Annotated in this window: 18 protein-coding genes; 6 read left to right on the forward strand and 12 right to left on the reverse strand. The window is 56.6% G+C overall.

Annotation, left to right across the window (positions count from 1 at the left end; all coding sequences use genetic code 11):
- Positions 1–12 precede the first annotated feature (12 nt).
- The 7 genes from LH23_RS20780 to yieE form a co-directional block, all read right to left on the reverse strand.
- Entirely contained in the window at positions 13–1,128 is a 1,116-nt protein-coding gene (locus tag LH23_RS20780) for an ABC transporter substrate-binding protein (RefSeq protein ID WP_039297049.1), read from the reverse strand.
- Positions 1,129–1,308: 180 nt separating this feature from the next.
- Positions 1,309–2,778, reverse strand: coding sequence for an amino acid permease (locus tag LH23_RS20785; RefSeq protein WP_008459942.1), 1,470 nt, complete (start codon positions 2,776–2,778; stop codon positions 1,309–1,311).
- Between the two features lie 189 nt (positions 2,779–2,967).
- Positions 2,968–3,705, reverse strand: a complete 738-nt coding sequence (locus LH23_RS20790) for an amino acid ABC transporter ATP-binding protein (RefSeq protein WP_039295413.1) — start codon at positions 3,703–3,705, stop codon at positions 2,968–2,970.
- A complete protein-coding gene (locus LH23_RS20795; RefSeq protein WP_039295415.1) occupies positions 3,686–4,342 on the reverse strand; it encodes an amino acid ABC transporter permease in 657 nt (218 codons plus the stop codon). Before LH23_RS20795 ends, LH23_RS20790 begins: the two co-directional genes overlap by 20 nt.
- Positions 4,339–5,007 (reverse strand): amino acid ABC transporter permease, encoded by a 669-nt coding sequence (locus tag LH23_RS20800; protein ID WP_008459934.1) that lies wholly within the window; start codon positions 5,005–5,007, stop codon positions 4,339–4,341. The genes LH23_RS20795 and LH23_RS20800 overlap by 4 nt, the downstream gene beginning before the upstream one ends.
- A gap of 10 nt (positions 5,008–5,017) precedes the next feature.
- The gene (locus tag LH23_RS20805) at positions 5,018–5,803 is read right to left on the reverse strand and encodes a transporter substrate-binding domain-containing protein (protein ID WP_039297051.1); all 786 of its coding nucleotides are present in this window, start codon (positions 5,801–5,803) and stop codon (positions 5,018–5,020) included.
- A 184-nt stretch (positions 5,804–5,987) separates the two neighbouring features.
- Entirely contained in the window at positions 5,988–6,854 is an 867-nt protein-coding gene (gene yieE, locus LH23_RS20810; RefSeq protein ID WP_039295423.1) for a DNA-binding transcriptional regulator YeiE, read from the reverse strand.
- A 125-nt stretch (positions 6,855–6,979) separates the two neighbouring features.
- On the opposite strand from yieE, the gene LH23_RS20815 reads away from it, so the two are divergent.
- Together LH23_RS20815 and nfo are read left to right on the forward strand one after the other, a co-directional pair.
- Positions 6,980–8,029, forward strand: coding sequence for a YeiH family protein (locus LH23_RS20815; protein WP_039295425.1), 1,050 nt, complete (start codon positions 6,980–6,982; stop codon positions 8,027–8,029).
- 86 nt (positions 8,030–8,115) lie between these two features.
- Positions 8,116–8,973, forward strand: coding sequence for a deoxyribonuclease IV (gene nfo / locus LH23_RS20820; protein WP_039295428.1), 858 nt, complete (start codon positions 8,116–8,118; stop codon positions 8,971–8,973).
- Positions 8,974–9,022: 49 nt separating this feature from the next.
- Here the strand turns inward: nfo and fruA are convergent, their stop codons facing one another.
- The 4 genes from fruA to LH23_RS20845 form a co-directional block, all read right to left on the reverse strand.
- Complete coding sequence (gene fruA, locus LH23_RS20825) at positions 9,023–10,711, reverse strand: PTS fructose transporter subunit IIBC (protein WP_039295430.1); 1,689 nt, start codon at positions 10,709–10,711, stop codon at positions 9,023–9,025.
- A 16-nt stretch (positions 10,712–10,727) separates the two neighbouring features.
- The gene (gene fruK, locus LH23_RS20830) at positions 10,728–11,666 is read right to left on the reverse strand and encodes a 1-phosphofructokinase (protein ID WP_008459923.1); all 939 of its coding nucleotides are present in this window, start codon (positions 11,664–11,666) and stop codon (positions 10,728–10,730) included.
- A complete protein-coding gene (fruB, locus tag LH23_RS20835) occupies positions 11,666–12,796 on the reverse strand; it encodes a fused PTS fructose transporter subunit IIA/HPr protein (protein WP_039295432.1) in 1,131 nt (376 codons plus the stop codon). The genes fruK and fruB overlap by 1 nt, the downstream gene beginning before the upstream one ends.
- Before the next feature lie 351 nt (positions 12,797–13,147).
- Positions 13,148–13,894: an SDR family oxidoreductase gene (locus LH23_RS20845; protein WP_156108074.1), complete on the reverse strand. Its 747-nt coding sequence runs from the start codon at positions 13,892–13,894 to the stop codon at positions 13,148–13,150.
- Between the two features lie 122 nt (positions 13,895–14,016).
- Between LH23_RS20845 and LH23_RS20850 the strand changes: the two genes are divergently transcribed.
- Both LH23_RS20850 and setB read left to right on the forward strand, forming a co-directional pair.
- Complete coding sequence (locus tag LH23_RS20850; RefSeq protein WP_231560156.1) at positions 14,017–14,979, forward strand: LysR family transcriptional regulator; 963 nt, start codon at positions 14,017–14,019, stop codon at positions 14,977–14,979.
- Between the two features lie 113 nt (positions 14,980–15,092).
- Positions 15,093–16,277, forward strand: coding sequence for a sugar efflux transporter SetB (gene setB / locus LH23_RS20855; RefSeq protein ID WP_039295440.1), 1,185 nt, complete (start codon positions 15,093–15,095; stop codon positions 16,275–16,277).
- Here setB and LH23_RS23710 read toward each other — a convergent pair.
- Positions 16,274–16,528: a YkgJ family cysteine cluster protein gene (locus LH23_RS23710; RefSeq protein WP_071842758.1), complete on the reverse strand. Its 255-nt coding sequence runs from the start codon at positions 16,526–16,528 to the stop codon at positions 16,274–16,276. The two genes, setB and LH23_RS23710, sit on opposite strands and share 4 nt — an antisense overlap.
- Before the next feature lie 133 nt (positions 16,529–16,661).
- Between LH23_RS23710 and LH23_RS20860 the strand changes: the two genes are divergently transcribed.
- Both LH23_RS20860 and LH23_RS20865 read left to right on the forward strand, forming a co-directional pair.
- Positions 16,662–17,102 carry a DUF2946 domain-containing protein gene (locus tag LH23_RS20860; RefSeq protein ID WP_039295443.1) on the forward strand — a complete coding sequence of 147 codons (441 nt, stop codon included), beginning with the start codon at positions 16,662–16,664 and terminating at the stop codon, positions 17,100–17,102.
- Positions 17,103–17,208: 106 nt separating this feature from the next.
- Entirely contained in the window at positions 17,209–19,278 is a 2,070-nt protein-coding gene (locus LH23_RS20865; protein ID WP_039295445.1) for a TonB-dependent receptor domain-containing protein, read from the forward strand.
- Positions 19,279–19,333: the final 55 nt, after the last annotated feature.

Below are 19,333 nucleotides of genomic sequence, written 5' to 3' on the forward strand. Positions count from 1 at the left end.
GTCTTACCTTTGTTACTTCTTAAGATCGGTCCAGTACGTTCCCGTTGGCTCGACCGCCAGGAACTGTTTATAAAGTTGCTGCATTGTCTGTTCCGGGTTCACCTCAGCAAACTGCTGCGGATGGAACCAGGTCGCCATCGCCTGAATCGCGAGGATGTTGTACGGCGAATTGTAGAAATTATGCCATACGCCATAGGCGCGCCCTTCTTTGACCGCCGTTAACTGGTCAATGCCTTTACGCTCCAGCACGCTCTTCAGGCTGGCCTGTGCTTCGGCTTGAGTAGCCTGAGCGCCAAGCACTACACCCGGAGAGGTTGAGCCAGGGGCTTTACCGCCGCTGGCAATATAAACCTGCGGGTCAGCGGCAAGCACTTTTTCCAGGTTTACGGTACCCAGCGCGCCCGGCAGCAAGTTTTTGGCAATGTTCATGCCGCCCGCCAGGTCGATGAAGTCGCCCATGTTACCTTTGCCCGCAGAGCCGCAGCATTCTTCCATGGCCGCCGCACGCAGTTCGATAAACACGGATGGCTTGTCTTTCTCCGCCATCTTGCCGGTGACGTCAGTAATTTTTTTCAGGTTTGCTTCATAAAAGGCGATGTAATCATCGGCCTGTTTCTCGCGATGCAACACTTTGCCCAGCACGCGCATGCTCGGCAAGGTATTTTTCAGCGGCGAGGTACGAAAATCGACGAAGACCACCGGGACGCCCGCTTTTTCAAGCTGAGAGACCAGCTCGCTGTGGCGGCCAGGGCCGTGACCAGACAGGCCAAAAATCGCCACGTCCGGGTGTAAAGTCAGCACTTTTTCCGGGCTGACGCTGTCGGCGGTGGTACTGCCAATCAGCGGAATGTCATCAATTTTCGGGAATTTCGCTTTATATTCCGCGTAAGTCTGCGTATCTAACTTACGGAAATCGCCCTGCCAGCCGACGATACGGTCAATCGGCTTTTGCCCTTCCAGCAGCGCCAGGGCATAAAACAGACGCCCTTCCCCCAGCAAAATACGGTCAACTTTCTGCGGGATGGTCACTTCACGCCCAACAATATCTGTCACCGTCGCGGCCAGTGCAGCAGGTAAACCGGCGGCGGTTAATGCCAGAGCCAGACAAATATTCTTGAATTTAATCATACGCTTCACGTTAACACTCCTTCGTTCCTTAAAGAATGTCGTTAACGATAAAGCAAATGATAATGGTTATCAATTTAATTGTTCTCTACTATAACCTGGAGGAATTATTGCTGGCGAGAGCGAAATAAAAAAGGGCGTGATGATCACGCCCTCTAAAGAGTAACTTATTGTTGCTAAGGCTTATTTCTCGCGAAATTTCGGGAATTCCATTTCGCTGTAACGCACAAAGCGGCTGCCCTTCGTTATCTTGTAGCCAAACCAGATAGCCAGGAACAGCGGGATACCGATATAGGTCGCCGCTACGCCGCCCCAGTCGATGGTGTCCGACAGGAACGCTTCGTAGTTCTGGCCCAGCGTGATAATCAGGCAAAGCACGAACGCGAAAATCGGCCCAATCGGGAAGAAGCCCGAGCGGTACGGCAGGTCGTTAATGTCGTTGCCCTGCAGCACGTAGCCGCGACGGAAGCGGTAGTGGCTGATGGCAATCCCGAGCCAGGCGATAAAGCCGGTCATCCCCGAAGTGTTCAGCAGCCAGAGGTAAACGGTCTGGTTGCCAAACATAGAGGTCAGGAAGCACAGCGCGGCAATAACGGTGGTCGCATACAGCGCGTTACGCGGCACGCCGCCTTTGGACAGCTTCGAGAAAATACGCGGCGCTTTGCCGTCGCAGGCCAGGGTGTAAAGCATGCGCGTGGAAGCGTACATCCCTGAGTTACCCGCCGACAGCACCGCCGTCAGAATAACGGCGTTCATCACCGCCGCCGCAGACAGCAGGCCCGCGTGCTGGAACACCAGGGTGAACGGGCTGACACTGATGTCTTTCACATCATTGCGCAGCAGGCTTGGATCGGTATAAGGAATGATCAGGCTGACAATCAGAATTGCAAACACATAGAACAGCAGGATACGCCAGAACACCTGACGCACCGCGCGAGGAATGTTTTTCTCCGGGTCAGCGGATTCTCCGGCGGCAATCCCGATAAGCTCGGTGCCCTGGAAAGAGAAGCCGACGATCATCGCCACGCCGATCATTGCGGCAAAGCCCCCGGCAAACGGCGCATCGCCGGTTGTCCAGTTGCTCCAGCCTACCGGCTGCGCCCCTTTGAAAATACCCACGATCATCATCACACCCACAATGATGAAGATGATGACGGTGGTCACTTTTATCAGCGAGAACCAGTATTCCGCTTCGCCAAAGCCTTTAACGGAGATCCAGTTCAGCAGGAACATAATGCCTAGGAACAGCGCGCTCCAGATCCAGCCAGGGGTGTCCGGGAACCAGTAATTCATCACCAGCTGTGCGGCAACGAGGTCAACGGCGATGGTCACCGCCCAGTTGTACCAGTAGTTCCAGCCGAGCGCGAAGCCGAAGCCGTCTTCAACGTATTTCTGGCCATAGGTCGCGAAAGAACCGGACACCGGCATAAATGCCGCCAGCTCGCCGAGGCTGGTCATCAGGAAGTACACCATCAGGCCAATCAGCATATAAGAGAGCAGCGCCCCGCCCGGTCCTGCCTGTGAAATTGTTGCCCCAGAGGCAACGAAAAGCCCCGTGCCGATGGATCCGCCGATGGCGATCATCGTCAGGTGGCGCGCCTTTAATTCGCGGCGTAAGCCAGGCGCTTCTGTCGTTTTATCTTGTGAAACCATAGGAAATTGTTGCCTATCCAAAAAATGAGGCAAGATTGTAACAAAACGTCTTTGTTCAGATAGCAGAAATCCCGGGTTATAAGAGAGCTTCATGATCGCCCGGCGATTATTAGCAAGTCACTTATCAGGCCGATAAGTTGAGGGGAATTAAAAAACCGCCGGGGCGCTTAGCTAACCGGCGGTCAAAGATCAACCGAGTCCGCGCACGGACGAAATAAATTGCTGCAGTTCCTGAGTCCGGGGGTTGGCGAAGAACGACTTGCTTTCCCCCTGCTCCCACACTTTCCCCTGGTGCATAAACACCACGCGGTCGCCGACTTCCCGGGCAAAGTTCATTTCGTGGGTGACCAGAATCAGCGTCATGCCCTCTGCCGCCAGCTGCTCCAGCACTTTCAGCACTTCCCCCACCAGCTCGGGGTCAAGCGCCGAGGTGATTTCATCGCACAGCAGGACTTTTGGGTTCATCGCCAACGCACGAGCAATGGCCACTCGCTGCTGCTGCCCACCGGACAGGTTAGCCGGGTAATAATCCACCCGCTCGCCCAGGCCGACTTTGTTGAGCATCTCCAGCCCCAGCTCGCGGCATTCAGCGGCGCTTTTATTCAGCACCCGGCGCGGCGCCAGCATCACGTTTTCCAGCGCGGTCATGTGCGGGAACAGATTAAAGTTCTGAAACACCATCCCGACGGAACGGCTGATTTCACGCGCCTGAGATTCCCTGTCTGTAATGGTCATCCCGCCCAGCTTGATGCTGCCGTCCTGGTAGCCTTCCAGCCCGTTCATGCAGCGCAGAAGCGTACTTTTGCCGGAACCGCTGCGGCCGATAATCGACACCACTTCCCCCATGTCGATATCAAGGCTAACGCCCTTCAACACGTGATTGTCGCCGTAATATTTCTGTACATCATTAATGGTGATGAGCGGCATTAAATTTTTTCTCCAGGTAGCGGCTGTAGCGCGACAGCGGATAGCAAAGTAAGAAATAGCCGAGCGCCACCAGGGCAAAGACTTTAAACGGCTCAAACGTGACGTTGTTCAGCATGGTGCCGGCTTTGGTTAGCTCGACAAAACCAATGATCGAGGCCAGGGCCGTGCCTTTAATGACCTGCACCGAAAACCCAACCGTGGGTGCCACGGCGATACGCATAGCCTGCGGGGCAATGACACGGCACAGCGTCTGCCCGAAGCTCAAACCGAGGCAGCGGCAGGCTTCCCACTGGCCTTTAGGCAACGCACGAATGCTGCCGTACCAGATATCCAGCAGAAACGCGCTGGTAAACAGCGTCAGGGCAAGCGTGGCCGCCGTCCAGGGGCTGACGTCAATGCCAAACAGCGCAATCCCGAAGAAAGCGAGGAACAATTGCATCAGCAGCGGCGTGCCCTGAAACAGCGCGACGTAGGCGCTGATGAAGCGTTTGGGCCACGTCCAGCGGCTCATACGCAGCAGTAATAATGGCAGCGTCACCAGAGTGCCGCAGAAAAAAGCAATCAGCGACAGCAGCACCGTCCAGCGGGCCGCCAGCAGCAGGTTGCGCACGATATCCCAGTCGGTAAACGTCATCATCCGACATCACTCCCCAACCATTTCCGCCCTGCCGCCAGCAGCAGTTGACGCATAATTAACGACAGCACCAGGTACATTAAGGTCGTCACCAGATAGACCTCAAAGCTGAGGAAGGTACGCGACTGAATGAGGCTGGCCGCAAAGGTCAGATCTTCACAGGACACCTGGGACACCACGGAAGAGCCCAGCATCACGATGATGCACTGGCTGACCAGCGACGGATAAATACGCTTCAACGACGGCGGCAGCACCACGCGCAAAAAAGTCTGGCTGCGGCTTAACCCCAGCACGCGAGCCGCTTCCCACTGCCCTTTCGGCGTCACCTGAATGCCTGCGCGAATAATCTCGGTGCTGTAAGCCCCCAAATTAATCAGCATCGCGATAAGCGCCGCTTCCCCGGCGTTGAGCTTTAACCCCAGCGCCGGAAGCCCAAAGACAATAAAGAACAGCTGCACAACGAACGGCGTGTTGCGGATCAGCTCCACGTAGCCGCCCCACGCCAGGCTTAACAGCCCCGGCTTTCCGCTGCGAATGGCCGCCCCGGTAATGCCGATGGCTACGCCACCGACCGTCGCCATAAAAGTGAGCCCCAGCGTCACCCACAGGCCGGACAATAACTCCGGCCAGTAAGGCAGCAGACCGGCAAAATCAAGTTGCGTGGTCATGCCCGGCCCCTCAAGCGCCGAGGTTGGCAGGCAGCGGTGCCTGCATCCATTTCTGCGACAGGGTGTTCAGGGTATTGTCCTTCAGCGCGTCACCAATCAGCTCGTCCACTTTTGCTTTCAGCGCAGGTTCGTTCTTTTTCAGCCCGATGTAGCAAGGGGAGTCCTTGAGCATAAATTTGCTGACCGGCGCTTTGGTTGGGCTCTGGCGGGCAATCGCCGCCACAACCAGGTTGCCGGTGGCGATGTACTGCACCTGGCCTGAAAGATAAGCGGAAATGGTGGTGTTATTGTCTTCGTAGCGCTTCACGTCGGCGTCTTTCGGCGCGAGGTCGGTTAATACCATGTCTTCTACTGCGCCACGGGTCACGCCAATGGTTTTCCCGCTGAGCGCTTTAGCATCGGTCACCGCGCCATCTTTCGGCCCGAACACGCCGAGGAAGAACGGGGCGTAAGCGCGGCTAAAATCGATGACTTTCTCGCGTTCAGCGTTCTTGCCGAGGCTGGAAATGACCAGGTCAACTTTGTCCGTCTGCAGATACGGTACGCGGTTCGCGCTGGTGACCGGCACCAGCTGCAGCTTGACCTTCAGGCCTTTCGCCAGGTAGGCCGCCATATCAATGTCGTAGCCTTGAGGTTTTAGATCGGCATTCACCGAACCAAACGGCGGGAAATCCTGCGGTACAGCCACGCGCAGCACGCCGCGTTTTTCAATATCCTGCAGTTGATCGGCCATTACCGCCCCGGCCTGAGCCAGCAGTACCGTTGCGCCAACTAAAGAGAACAACCATTTTTTCATCGTCATGTGCAGCCTCGTCGCCTGATTGAAACAAAAGATTCTTTGAATTCAATTCTGCAACTAATGTGCCAATGCAGCTGAATCGCGAATATCGCTGCAACATTGCGGTGAAAAAGAGGTTAGCGGGCAGGAGGTTGCCTCGCGGCCACACCCCAATCAGGTGCAGCTGCAAGATTTTGGTGCATTATGCTTCGCAGTAGCGCAGAAAACGCAGCAGCGCGTTAGAGATATGCTTTTGTCGATGGTGGATCCGGTACAGCGTCCGCACCAGACGAGGGAGAGGAATGGCCACTTCAACCAATGAACCACTTTCCAGCTGCTCGGCAATCACCCGGCGAGACAGGCAGCTGATACCCAGCCCGTGACGCACCGCATGTTTGATCGCCTCGGAATTGCCCAGTTCCATGCCCAACTGAAACTCTGGCAGATGTGAAAGCAGTAAATAGTCGACGATTTCGCGGGTGCCTGAGCCGCGCTCGCGCAGGATCCACGGCTGTTTTGCCAGACTTTCCAGCGTTACCGGCTGGTGCACCAGCGGGTTGCCCGGCGAAGCAAAGACCACCAGCTCGTCGTCGAGCCACGGCTCGGTCACCAGCTCTGCCATATGACAAGGCCCTTCAATCAGGCCAATATCCACGCGGAAATCCGCCACCGCGTTGATCACGTCCTGACTGTTGCCGACGCTAAGCTCCAGCGGCAACTTCGGAAAGTCGCGGCGATAGCGGGCAATCATCTCCGGCAGAATATAGTTGCCAATGGTGCTGCTGGCATACACGCGGATCGCGCCGTTATCTTCCCGGAACAGCTGTTCTATTTCACCGGCCTGCTCCAGCAGCCCAACAACTCGCGGGTAGAGCAGCCTGCCGTGTTCATTTACCACGAGGCGCTTCCCCACGCGGTCAAAGAGCTGAACCCCAAGCTGCCCTTCGAGGTCGGCAAGCGCGGCGCTGACCGCCGACTGAGAGAGGGACAGCATCTGGGAAGCTTGCGTGGTCGAACCGCTTTTAAGCACTTCAGCAAAGACTTCCAGCTGCCGCAGCGTGATATGCATAAGAGTGATTTCCTGTGGTGGCAGCCCGTCGCTTACCACTTATAAAGATTAATTATAAATATATAATCAATTTTATTTTTATGCCAGCCAGGCGTAGCCTTTTCGCTAAGACAGAGGAGAAGGTTATGACAGCACTCACCGTACAAGCTCACCGCCACACGCTGTGGCACTTTTTACCGGGACTGGCGCTTTCCGCCGCCATTACCGGCCTGGCGTTATGGCTTGGCAATATACCGGCTGTAGCCGGTGTCGGCCTTAGCGCCCTGACGCTCGCCATCCTTTGCGGCATGATAATCGGCAACACCGTGTATCCCAAAATCTGGCAGCAATGCGACGGCGGCGTGCTGTTCGCCAAGCAGCACCTTCTGCGCCTCGGCATTATTCTGTATGGCTTCCGCCTGACGTTTTCGCAGATTGCCGACGTTGGCGTGAGCGGTCTGGTGATTGACGTGCTGACGCTGTGCAGCACCTTCGCCCTCGCCTGCTGGCTCGGCCAAAAAGTGTTTGGCCTGGATAAGCAAACGAGTTGGCTGATTGGCGCGGGCAGCAGTATTTGCGGCGCAGCGGCGGTGCTTGCCACCGAACCAGTGGTGAAAGCCGAAGCCAGTAAAGTCACCGTGGCCGTCGCCACTGTGGTTATCTTCGGGACGTTGGCTATCTTTATCTACCCGATGATTTACCCGTTCGTCAGCCACTGGTTTACGCCTGAAACTTTCGGGATCTACACCGGGTCAACAATGCATGAAGTTGCCCAGGTCGTTGCCGCAGGCCACGCCATTAGCCCGGAAACGGAAAATGCGGCGGTTATTGCCAAAATGCTGCGCGTGATGATGCTGGCCCCGTTCCTGATTTTCCTGGCTGCCCGCGTTAAATCTCTGGCACCGGCTGGCTCGGCGCAGACAGGTAAAATCACCATCCCGTGGTTTGCAATACTGTTTATCGTGGTGGCGATCTTCAACTCCTTCCACTTCCTGCCGCAGGCGCTGGTGAATGTGCTGGTCACGCTGGATACCTTCCTGCTGGCCGTAGCGATGGCCGCTCTGGGCCTGACAACCCACGTCAGTGCCCTGAAAAAAGCCGGAGTTCGGCCGCTGCTGATGGCACTGGTGCTGTTCATCTGGCTGATTGTCGGTGGCGCGGCCATTAACCTGGCGGTGCACCACCTGTTAGCATAATTCAATACGGAAAAAAGCCTCCTGACCCGCTATCATGACGGATTACCGATAGCGGGTTTTGCCCGTCAAGAAACAGGAGAAGACAGATGAAGTTTATTGGAGCGCACGTTAGCGCCTCGGGCGGCCTGGAAAACGCCGCCATCCGCGCCCACGAACTGGAAGCCACCGCTTTTGCCCTGTTCACCAAGAATCAACGCCAGTGGCGCGCCGCGCCGCTAACCAGCGAAGTCATCGACAACTTTAAGAACGCCTGCGAAAAATATCATTACGGCCCGGGCCAAATACTTCCGCATGACAGCTACCTGATAAACCTCGGCCACCCGGTTGAAGATGCGCTGGAAAAATCCCGCGAGGCGTTTATCGACGAAATGGTGCGCTGCCAGCAGCTGGGGCTGACGCTGCTGAATTTCCATCCGGGCAGCCACCTGAAACAGATTCCGGAAGAGGAATGCCTGAAGCGCATTGCGGAGTCGATTAACATCGCGCTGGAGAAGTCTGAAGGCGTGACCGCCGTAATTGAAAACACCGCAGGCCAGGGCAGCAACCTTGGTTTCCGCTTCGAGCATCTCGCGGCGATTATTGACGGCGTGGAAGATAAATCCCGCGTTGGCGTCTGCATCGATACCTGCCACGCCTTTGCCGCCGGGTACGATCTGCGCACCGAAGCTGACTGCGAAAAAACCTTTAGCGAGTTCGAAAGTATCGTCGGGTTCAAATACCTGCGCGGGATGCACCTCAACGATGCAAAAAGTGAGTTTGGCAGCCGCGTTGACCGCCACAACAGCCTCGGCCTTGGGAATATTGGCCACACACCGTTCAGTTGGATCATGCGTGACGCCCGTTTCGACGGCATTCCGTTAATTCTGGAAACCACCAACCCGGATATCTGGGCCGAAGAAATTGCCTGGCTTAAGGCACAGCAGCACGAGGAAGCTACAGCTTAGAAAGAAAAACGCCCCGCATAAGCGAGGCGTTTTTTAGCTGGGCTGAAGATTAAGCGACTTTCGCCGCCAGCTCCGTTTCAGGACGCTTGAGGAAGGCGTAGGACAGGCCCGCCACCAGCGTACCTGCGACAATCGCCAGCAGGTAACCCAGTACCGGGGTAATCGCGCCAGGGATCAGCAGCACAAACAGGCCGCCGTGCGGGGCCATCAGCTTCGCGCCAACCGCCATGGACAGCGCCCCCGTTAACGCCCCGCCGATGATGCAGCAAGGCAGGACGCGCATCGGGTCACGAGCAGCAAACGGAATCGCCCCTTCGGTAATGAAACACAGCCCGAGCACCAGCGCCGCTTTGCCCCCTTCCTGCTGCGCCTTATCAAACTTACGGCGAGCCACCAGCGTAGCCAGACCCAGCGCCAACGGTGGCACCATGCCCGCGGCCATGATAGCCGCCATGGGTGCATAAGTCTGGGTACTGAGCAAGCCGACGCCAAAAGCGTAAGCCGCTTTGTTCACCGGGCCGCCCATATCGGTACACATCATGCCGCCCAGAATAGCGCCCAGCAGAACCGCGTTCGCGGTGCCCATGGTTTGCAGCCAGTGGGTCAGGCCCGCCAGGATTTTAGCCACCGGGGTGCCGATCAGGTAGATCATTGCCAGGCCAACAACCAGGCTTGAGAACAGCGGAATGATCAGGATCGGCTTTAGCGCTTCCATGCTTGGCGGCAGCTTCAGCTTCGAGCTGATCAGTTTCGCGATGTAGCCCGCCAGGAAACCGGCGATGATACCGCCAATGAACCCGGAGCCAGTACTCACGGCCAGCATGCCGCCGATAAGACCCGGCGTCAGGCCCGGGCGGTCAGCAATCGAGAAGGCAATGTACCCCGCCAGAACCGGCACCATCAGCGCAAACGCTGAGCCACCGCCAATTTGCATCAGCGCCGCGGCAAGCGTGCCAGGTTCCTTAAATGCAGTGATACCAAAGGCAAAGGAGAGCGCAATACACAGGCCGCCCGCCACCACCATCGGCAGCATGTAAGAGACGCCCGTCAGCAGGTGGCGATACGCCCCGGCGCTTTCTTTTTTACCGGATTCCTGAGCCGCGCTGGCTTTACCTGCGGCTTCGTAAGGTTTGGCCTCGACCAGCGCTTTATCCAGCTCCTGAGCCGTTTTCTTCAGCGCCAGGCCTGTAGAGGTGCGATACATCGGCTTCCCGGCAAATTTAGCCAGATCCACTTCAATATCCGCCGCCACAATCACCAGATCTGCCTCGGCCACTTCTTCAGGGGTAATCGCGTTCCCTGCGCCAACGGAACCACGGGTTTCAACCTTCACCCACCAGCCGCGTTTTTTCGCTTCGGTTTCGATGGCTTCCGCCGCCATAAAGGTGTGCGCCACGCCGGTCGGGCAGGCAGTGACGGCAACGATACACTTCGGCCCTTTTGCTGCAGCGGGAGCTGTTGCTAATGGGGCTGTGTAAGTATGTGCCTTACCTTTCGCTTCGCTCAGGAACAGTTCCGGGTGCTGCACCGCGCGATCGATATCGCCCAGGAACACCTTTTTGCCGTTCAGCGAGGTATCAGCAGGAATAGCGTTGCCAACGACAATCGCCAGTTCGGCATCGTTTGGGTTATCAATAATGTCGAGGTGCGCTTTTGGCGCTGCGGCACCGAGAAGCGTCTTCGCGAGATACGCGCGCGCCTGCCCAAGTCCCGGCTCAATAATTAACAGCGTTTTCATTGCCTGTCTCCTGCTGTCAGTGGAAAGGTTTCAGGTCGACACGAGCCATCATCGCGGCCAGCTGTGTACGATCGGTAATGCCAACGTTGCTCTGGCTGACGGCCAGGGCGGCAACGGCGGTAGCAAGGCGCAGCGTGTGTTCGCTGGACTCGCGCATCAGCAGGCCATAAATCAGGCCGCCGACCATGGAATCCCCTGCGCCAACGGTACTAACAACTTCACACGTTGGTGGTTTGGCAATCCATTCTCCGGAAGCGTTAACCCACAGCGCGCCTTCCGCGCCGAGAGAAATCACCACATGCGCAATCCCCTGCTCGCGGAGCGCATGCGCCGCCTCAATCACATCCTTCAGTTCAGGCAGCTTGCGACCGGCCCAAATTTCCAGCTCGCGACGGTTCGGTTTGACCAGCCACGGTGCTGCTTTCAAACCGGCAACCAGCGCTTCGCGGCTGCTGTCGAAAATGATGCACGGACACTGGCTGCGCAGGCGGGTCATCCAGTCGGTGAACGCTTCCGGGGAAACGCCCGCCGGCAGGCTACCGCTGACGCAAACCATGTCGAACTGGCCCAGCCAGCTCAGGGAGTCCGCCACAAAGCGTTCCCAGTCCGCGCCTGTCACTTCAAACCCGGAAAAGTTCAGGTCGGTGACTTCGCCGTCTTTTTCGGTCAGCTTAACGTTGATGCGGGTGCGGCCCTGTACGACCTGGAAGCGGTTGGCGATTCCCAACTCGCTGAACAGCTGCTGGAAGCCGTCCTGGTTGTCTTTACCGAGGAATCCGCCCACGGTCACGTCGATGCCGAGATCTTTCAGCACCTTAGCTACGTTGATGCCCTTACCGGCCGCATGCAGACCGGTGGTGCGCACCAGGTTCACTTCTCCACGTTCTATTTCCGGGCAAAAGCCCACCAGGTCATAGGCCGGGTTCAGGGTGATCGTTGCTACACGTCTGGTCATTACGCGCCCTCCCCCAGTCCTTCAGAGATGGCTTCGCCAATCGCTTTCAGCGCCTGTTCAGCATCTTCACCCTGCGCGGTAAAGCGCAGGCGGTGGCCTTTTTTCACTCCCAGAGCAACAACTTTCATCAGGCTACGTCCATTTGCCGGTTTCCCGGTTCCATCAAGGTTTGTCACGGTAATTTCGCTATTGAATTGTTTTATGGTGTTGACCAGCGCCGTACCCGGACGGGCGTGCAGGCCGTGTTCATTACGCACGGTAAATTCGGCGCTCAGCGCTTCTTCTGCCGGGGCATCATCGCTGGTCAGCAGCGTCAGCAATGTCGGCGCATCTGCGGTTAAAAGCTTGTCGGCACGGTTGCCAATCAGCATGTCGCTCAGGCGGTTCAGCACCTGCAAGGGCTGCTCGTCGGCCACGGCCACGGTCATCAGGAGAGAAACCGGATTTCCGTTCGCCTCAAAACTTGCCGCTGGACGGCTAACAGCAACGGCGCTCGCCAGGTTACCTGCCGCGCTGTCGTTCAGCCAGATACCCTGACCGAGATACAGCGGATTACCGGCAATCACGTTACTGACGAAAGCAGCATCAACCGCACCCGCCTGCTTCAGGCGGCCCGCGTTCAGCGCCTGCAGCGTCATCAGATCGCTGGCCTCGACGTTCAACGCCAGCAGGCTGTTGTCCAGCAGCAGCGCGGTGCTTTGCTTCTCGCCCATCAGCAACGCACGGAGCTCTTCCGCACTGGTTGCGGATTTCAGCTGTGCCGCAACTTCGTCGTCACTCAGCACATGCGTCAACTGACGCAACAGGCCGAGGTGCTCGTCGGAACTAGCGGCAATACCAATCGCCACGTAAGCGATCTGGCCCTCGCCCCACTCCACGCCCTGCGGGAACTGGAAAACCTGAACGCCGGTTTTCAGCACCAGCTCACGCGTGTCGGTGGTGCCGTGCGGGATAGCAATCCCGTTACCTAAATAAGTGGTGGTTTGCTGCTCACGCGCCAGCATACCGTTGACGTAGCCTTCGCCGACGTTGCCTGCCTGCACAAGGGCGGCGGCAACCTGGCGGATAGCGTCTTCTTTGCTCCCGGCAGCTTCGCCCGGGTGAATATCCTGCACAGATAACTGGAACATAGTTCGCCTCTCTCGCTGAATTGAAACGATTCAGCTTGCTTGAGAAAAAATGCGCCATCTCGAGCTGCGGGATGCAAAAAGATGACGCTGAAACGTTTCAAGGAGTGTTGCGCTAATGCTGCATTTCACGCAACATTTCTCGCATTTCTGTTTGCGAAATTTAGAGCTTCAGCACATTTTCAGTTTAGCAGGCGGGAAGTTCAGCGCACTGACAACCATTTGCAGACAGGTATCAGCAAACTTCAGCTTTGGCAGCGCAGCAGCTAACGGGGTTTTACTGAACGGCGGAAATTGATGGCTGGAACATAAAAAGAAAACACGTCGATAAATGTTGTATCGACGTGGAGGGGATCAGGCGAGCTGGCGGGTTGGCCGGAAGACGATTTCGTTTACGTCCATGTCATCGGGCTGTTCAAGGGCGAAGGTGATAGCACGGGCAAAGGAATCGGCCGGAATAGCCGTCGCCTGATAAAACCCCTGCATACCGCGAGCAACATCTTCTTCGGTGATGCTGTTCGGTAATTCCGAATCCACAGCCCCTGGAGAAAGAATTGTCGTGCGGATATTCCAGGGTTTTACCTCCTGTCTGAGACCTTCCGTCAACGCACGCACGGCGAATTTCGTCGCGGAGTAGACCGTGCCATTCGGCATGATTTTATGTCCGGCCACCGACGCAACATTAACAAAGTGCCCGGACATTTGGCGCTGCATATGCGGCAAGGCGGCGGCAATACCATAGAGCACCCCCTTGATATTCACGTCGATAGTGCGATCCCAATCCTCAACCTTCAGCCTTTCAAGCGCCGATATTGGCATTAACCCCGCGTTATTGACCATTACGTCAATACGCCCGAAGGCCTGAACAGCGCTATCGACAAGCTGCTTCACGTCGCTGAGGACGGTCACGTCGGTCTCAACGGCGAGAGCCTGCCGCCCTCCACGGGTTAACTCATCAGACAGCTGCTGTAAGCGCTCAAGTCGACGAGCCCCCAGCACGACATGTGCCCCTCGCTCACTCAGCAGGCGGGCAGCAGCCAGACCAAGGCCGCTGCTGGCCCCGGTTATCACAATGACTTTATCTTTAATATTGTTCATCACACGCTCCAGACAAGGGTTTCAACGCAGATGTTAAGCAAAGTAATATCAACCCACTAGCAGGCTATAAATTGAAGTAATAGAAAGTACAGATTGATAATTGGAATAAATTCACGAGAGGAAAAATGATGCCAGCCAGCGATCTTCGAGCCATCGAAATCTTCATCAATGCGATAGAACTGGGCAGCATTCGTCGGGCGGCTGCCATGCAGGGCATCAGTCCACAGGCGGCGAGTCAGGCTCTTTCCGCTCTGGAGCAGCGTTTAGGCGTGCGTCTGCTTCATCGCACTACGCGACGACTGGCATTGACGACGGAAGGGCAGCAATTTCTGGAAGAGGCTAAACCCGCGCTGGCGTCCCTGGCGCGAGCAGGAGATCGTATCCGTAATGTCAAAGATGCTATTGCAGGCCCCTTGCGCATCATTGCCCCAAAATACGCCTTTTTGCCGCTACTCTGGCCTCTGATTGATGAGTTTTGTACTCGCTATCCGGAGATCGAACCTGACGTCAAACTTGATGACCGTATCGGAAGCTGGGTGGAGGAACGAACCGACGTTGGTTTTCGTATCGGTCACCCACCGGAGGAAGGACTTTTTGTACGTCGGCTCTTTGCTATGCAGCTAATTATTTGTGCCTCGCCGGATTACCTTACGGCCCGGGGTGCCCCGGCATCCATAGCCCAACTGTCTGAACACAGATGCAGCACATTTCGTCATCCTGGCTCAGGCCGCGTGCTCCCCTGGCTACTCAAGGTCGACGGTGAAGTCACGTCCGTTAATGTGCGCCCGGCGTTATCAACCAATGATGCCCACCTGGAAACGCAGGCGGTGTTGTCAGGCCACGTCATTGGCTTGCTTTCCGGCTTATCCGCTGCGCCCCTGATTCGCGCTGGCAAGCTGATCCCGTTGCTAACCCGACATATGACGGACCACATGAGCGTGCACATCTACTACGGCAGCCGTCCGGCACAGCCCGCTCGAGTCCGATCTTTTATCGATTTGACCGTCGAGCGTTTGCTCGATTCACCCGACTACGTGCTGGATTCTCATGAGCTGGCAGCGGCTGAAGCTAAGGGGCGAAACGCCTGAACCGTAAACGGGATAATTTGTGCGAGTTCCCGCGCAGGACTTAAGGGTAAATCTGTCTATTTAGGGGCAACGAGAGTACACTCCGCGCATTCTTTTTCCTGCCGTCCAAAAGTATGCAAAACGCTCCCGTTACCGCCGCCCGTAAGCCTCTGGACTTCACCTCAACCGCGTTTTTGATTGTGGCTTTTTTGACCGGCATCGCCGGCGCGCTACAAACCCCAACGCTAAGCCTGTTTTTAACCGATGAAGTCCACGTTCGCCCTGCATTGGTCGGTTTTTTCTTCACAGGAAGCGCGGTGATTGGCATTCTGGTGAGCCAGTTTTTAGCCGGACGTTCCGACCGCAAAGGCGACCGGAAAACGCTGATTTTTGCCTGCTGCCTGCTCGGCGCACTGGGCTGCATCCTGTTCGCCTGGAACCGTAACTACTTTATTTTGCTATTCGTCGGGGTGTTTCTAAGCAGTTTCGGCTCCACCGCCAACCCGCAGATGTTTGCGCTTGCCCGCGAGCATGCCGACAGTACCGGGCGAGAAGCGGTGATGTTCAGCTCTATTCTGCGCGCGCAGGTGTCTCTTGCCTGGGTGATTGGGCCGCCAATTGCCTACGCGCTGGCGATGGGATTCGGCTTCAAAGTGATGTACCTGAGCGCGGCGTTTGCCTTTGTGATTTGCGCCGCGATGGTGTGGCTCTTTTTGCCGTCTATGCGCAAAGAACCGGTGGCAAAAGCAGAAGCCCGGCTCGAGTCTCCGCGCCGCAACCGCCGCGACGCCCTGCTCCTGTTCGCCGCTTGTACCATGATGTGGGGCTGTAACAGCCTCTATATCATCAATATGCCGCTTTACATCATCAATGAGTTACACCTTCCGGAGAAGCTCGCTGGGGTAATGATGGGCACTGCGGCCGGGCTGGAAATCCCGACCATGCTGATTGCGGGCTACTACGCCAAACGCTTCGGTAAACGCTTCCTGATGCGCTTTGCCGTCGCTGCCGGGTTGCTGTTCTATGTCGGGATGGTGACGCTGACCAATGAATATATGCTGCTGGGGCTGCAGCTTTTAAACGCCATCTTTATCGGGATTCTGGCCGGGATAGGCATGATCTATTTTCAGGATCTTATGCCTGGCCAGGCGGGTGCCGCCACCACGCTGTATACCAACACCACGCGCGTGGGTTGGATCATTGCCGGTTCACTCGCCGGCGTAGTGGCCGAGATCTGGAACTATCACAGCGTCTTTTTCATCGCACTGGGGATGATAGCCGTCAGTATTTACTGCATGGCCCGCATCAAAGATATTTAAGGCGCCGTCGCGGCTTCAAGGTGGATCAGATAAGCCATTGCCTGATGGCGGGAGGTGCCGCACATCTCTCTTTCGGGCTGGAGGCCGCCGCAAACTTTAGGCCGCAAAGGCGAGCCAAACAGCTTGCAGCGCAGGTGTTCGTCCAGTTGAACGCAGGGCGTGTTAGCGGGCTTGCCCTTCGGCATACCGGGGATAGGCGTTGATATAGAAGGCGCGGTACAGCAAGCGCCGCAGTCAGGACGACAATCCATTTACGTTTCCACCAGCATCAAAAGGTGCGTGACAATACCAGACCCAATGTCTGCGTCAATCTAACAATTCATTTAACATCATTCCTTCTTTCAGGATACACTTGCGCCACAACGACTACGGATCGGTAACGTTTTGTCACGGCGCAATCAATTCCACCTAACAGCCTGCTGGCTGGCGCTGCTTGCCGTTGCCATGCTGTTTATTGCACCGGTTATTTCCAAATCGCTGATGCACCATTCAGCCTGCGAACACAGCAGCATGATGATGACAATGGACATGTCTGACATGGACCATCACATGCCCATGCCTGAACCCTGCCCTCAGGCGTCAATGCCGCACAACATGCTGATGTCTGGCCCGGGTATGTCGCCGGGCGAAGAAATCGCCTGCGGCTATTGCCAGCTGCTGATCCACCTGCCTTTTATTGAATTCTGCCTCACCGTTTTACTGCTGTTATTGTTGCTTTGCGTGCGCCGGACGCCGGTGATCGCGCTCTGCTGCGCCGTGGTTTCTCGCCCGTGGTCACCTCACCCGGCCCGCGCCCCACCCTCTGCTGCCTGCTACTTCGCTTAAAACACCAATAATTAACCGCGTAATGCTGAAGGCAGCGCTGAAGCGTTGTCTCGGGCTGTTCTTTTTATAAAGAACGGCAACGTTACGCCTGAAGGACAGTAAGGCAATGATGAAAACGCATTTAAAGCCGCTGGTATCTTTGATACTGCTGGCTATCACTTCTCCCGCAGTCGTCGCGGCGGGTTCACATGACACGATGAATATGCCGGACGATGCCGTGATGATCGTCACCTCTCCGGTGTCATCACCGCTGGAAGTTGTGACGTCCCCTAAAACGCCGCGTCAGCCTGTGCCAGCCAGCGACGGATCTGATTATCTGAAAACCATCCCCGGTTTCTCGCAAATCCGCAACGGCGGCACCAATGGCGACCCGGTATTTCGCGGCATGTTCGGTTCTCGCCTGCGTATCCTGACCAATAATGGTGAAATGCCTGGGGCCTGCCCGGCCAGAATGGATGCGCCAAGTTCGTACATTTCACCGGAGAGCTTTGATCTGCTGACGCTGATTAAAGGCCCGGAAAGCGTGCTTTGGGGGCCGGGTAACTCTGCAGGAACGGTGCGCTTCGACAGGGAACCGCCGCGCTTTGATAAAGCAGGCATCCAGGGCACCGCCAGCTTGCTTACTGCCTCTAATCAGCGCTGGGACAGCAACGCAGACGTCAGTCTGGGGAGCGAAGACGGCTATTTACGCCTGATCGGCAATAAGTCCCATTCCGGCGATTACGAAGACGGCAACGGCAACCGGGTGGCCTCGAAGTGGGATAAATGGAACGCCGACGTTGCGCTGGGCTGGACGCCCAACAAAGATACATTGCTGGAGCTAACGGCGGGTAAAGGCAACGGCGAAGCCCGATATGCGGGCCGCAGTATGGACGGCTCCCAGTTCCGGCGCGACAGCCTGGGGGCGCGCTTCGAAATGTCGAACATCGGCGAGGTGTTCAACAAGTTCGAAAGCAGCGTCTACTACAACTACGCCAACCACATTATGGATAACTATTCCCTGCGGTCGCCAGGGACGATGTCCAGCGGCATGTCCGGCGGGCATATGGCCTCCTCTATGGGCATGGATATGGATAGCTCGATGGACATGGGCTCAGCCATGAACATGAATATGCCGATGGCGATGCAACTCGATCGTCGTACGGTTGGCGGGCGCATGATGGGCACGTGGCTGTGGTCTGACTACGAACTGCGCAGCGGCATCGACGGGCAGCAAAGCACCCATCGCAGCAAACAGGACGCAGGCTGGAAGCAGGATGCCCGTTTCCAGGACGCAGGTCTCTTTAGCGAACTGACCTGGAACGCCACCGATAGCAACAAAGTTATCGGCGGCGCGCGCCTCGATCGGACTCGCGTCAATAATGATACGGACGTTGGCGCCAGCGTGCGCAGCAAAACGCTACCGGCAGGTTTTGTGCGCTACGAACAAACGCTGAGTGGCGTTCCCGTCATGCTGTACGCTGGCGTGGGCTACACTGAGCGCTTCCCGGATTATTGGGAACTGTTTTCCCCCACCTACGGGCCGGACGGCACTAAAAATGTCTTCGATAAGCTGAAAACAGAAAAAACGACGCAGTTGGATATTGGTGCCCAGTACAGCGGTGAACGCCTGAATAGTTGGGTTTCCGCGTACCTTGGCCGGGTGAATGATTTTATTCTCTTCCGCTATGACCCCAATAACGCCCGCGTCAGTCAGGCAGATAACGTTGAGGCCACCATTATGGGGGGCGAAATGGGCATGAGCTATGCGCTGACCGAAGCATGGAAGGCGGACGCAAGCCTGGCGTATGCCTGGGGGCAAAACACCAGCGACCATCAGCCGCTGCCGCAAATAGCCCCGCTGGAAACCCGCTTCGGCCTGACGTGGGAGCGAGGGGACTGGAGCAGCACCGGCCTGCTGCGGCTGGTCAGCGGCCAGAATCGCGTGGCGCTGAATGAAGGTAACGTGGTCGGGAAAGATTTCGACAAAAGCAGCGGCTTTGCGATTTTTTCCGCCAACGCCGCTTACCGTCTAAGCAAAGCCATCAAGCTCAGCGCAGGCGTCGATAACCTGTTGAACAAAACCTACAGCGAACACCTGAACCTGGCGGGCAACAGCAGCTTTGGCTATTCGTCCAATACCCCGGTCAATGAACCAGGCCGGACGGTCTGGGGCAAAGTGAACGTCACGTTTTAATTACCTGGCCCCGGTTGTCGGGGCCATTACGCTTAATCATTCCCCAGCCAGGAGG

It is taken from the genome of Cedecea neteri (assembly GCF_000758305.1).
Lineage (GTDB): Bacteria > Pseudomonadota > Gammaproteobacteria > Enterobacterales > Enterobacteriaceae > Cedecea > Cedecea neteri_C.

Excerpts from the sequence above, each read along its gene's own strand:
- LH23_RS20800 (WP_008459934.1), bottom strand. The coding sequence starts at position 5,007 with ATGACCACGCAACTTGATTTTGCCGGTCTGCTGCCTTACTGGCCGGAG.
- LH23_RS20805 (WP_039297051.1), bottom strand. The coding sequence starts at position 5,803 with ATGAAAAAATGGTTGTTCTCTTTAGTTGGCGCAACGGTACTGCTGGCT.
- LH23_RS20790 (WP_039295413.1), bottom strand. The coding sequence starts at position 3,705 with ATGCCGCTCATCACCATTAATGATGTACAGAAATATTACGGCGACAAT.
- LH23_RS23710 (WP_071842758.1), bottom strand. The coding sequence starts at position 16,528 with ATGGATTGTCGTCCTGACTGCGGCGCTTGCTGTACCGCGCCTTCTATA.
- fruA (WP_039295430.1), bottom strand. The coding sequence starts at position 10,711 with ATGAAAACGCTGTTAATTATTGAGCCGGGACTTGGGCAGGCGCGCGCG.
- LH23_RS20865 (WP_039295445.1), top strand. The coding sequence starts at position 17,209 with ATGATGAAAACGCATTTAAAGCCGCTGGTATCTTTGATACTGCTGGCT.
- LH23_RS20850 (WP_231560156.1), top strand. The coding sequence starts at position 14,017 with ATGATGCCAGCCAGCGATCTTCGAGCCATCGAAATCTTCATCAATGCG.
- fruB (WP_039295432.1), bottom strand. The coding sequence starts at position 12,796 with ATGTTCCAGTTATCTGTGCAGGATATTCACCCGGGCGAAGCTGCCGGG.
- nfo (WP_039295428.1), top strand. The coding sequence starts at position 8,116 with ATGAAGTTTATTGGAGCGCACGTTAGCGCCTCGGGCGGCCTGGAAAAC.
- LH23_RS20795 (WP_039295415.1), bottom strand. The coding sequence starts at position 4,342 with ATGATGACGTTTACCGACTGGGATATCGTGCGCAACCTGCTGCTGGCG.
- setB (WP_039295440.1), top strand. The coding sequence starts at position 15,093 with ATGCAAAACGCTCCCGTTACCGCCGCCCGTAAGCCTCTGGACTTCACC.
- LH23_RS20785 (WP_008459942.1), bottom strand. The coding sequence starts at position 2,778 with ATGGTTTCACAAGATAAAACGACAGAAGCGCCTGGCTTACGCCGCGAA.
- fruK (WP_008459923.1), bottom strand. The coding sequence starts at position 11,666 with ATGACCAGACGTGTAGCAACGATCACCCTGAACCCGGCCTATGACCTG.
- LH23_RS20815 (WP_039295425.1), top strand. The coding sequence starts at position 6,980 with ATGACAGCACTCACCGTACAAGCTCACCGCCACACGCTGTGGCACTTT.
- yieE (WP_039295423.1), bottom strand. The coding sequence starts at position 6,854 with ATGCATATCACGCTGCGGCAGCTGGAAGTCTTTGCTGAAGTGCTTAAA.
- LH23_RS20780 (WP_039297049.1), bottom strand. The coding sequence starts at position 1,128 with ATGATTAAATTCAAGAATATTTGTCTGGCTCTGGCATTAACCGCCGCC.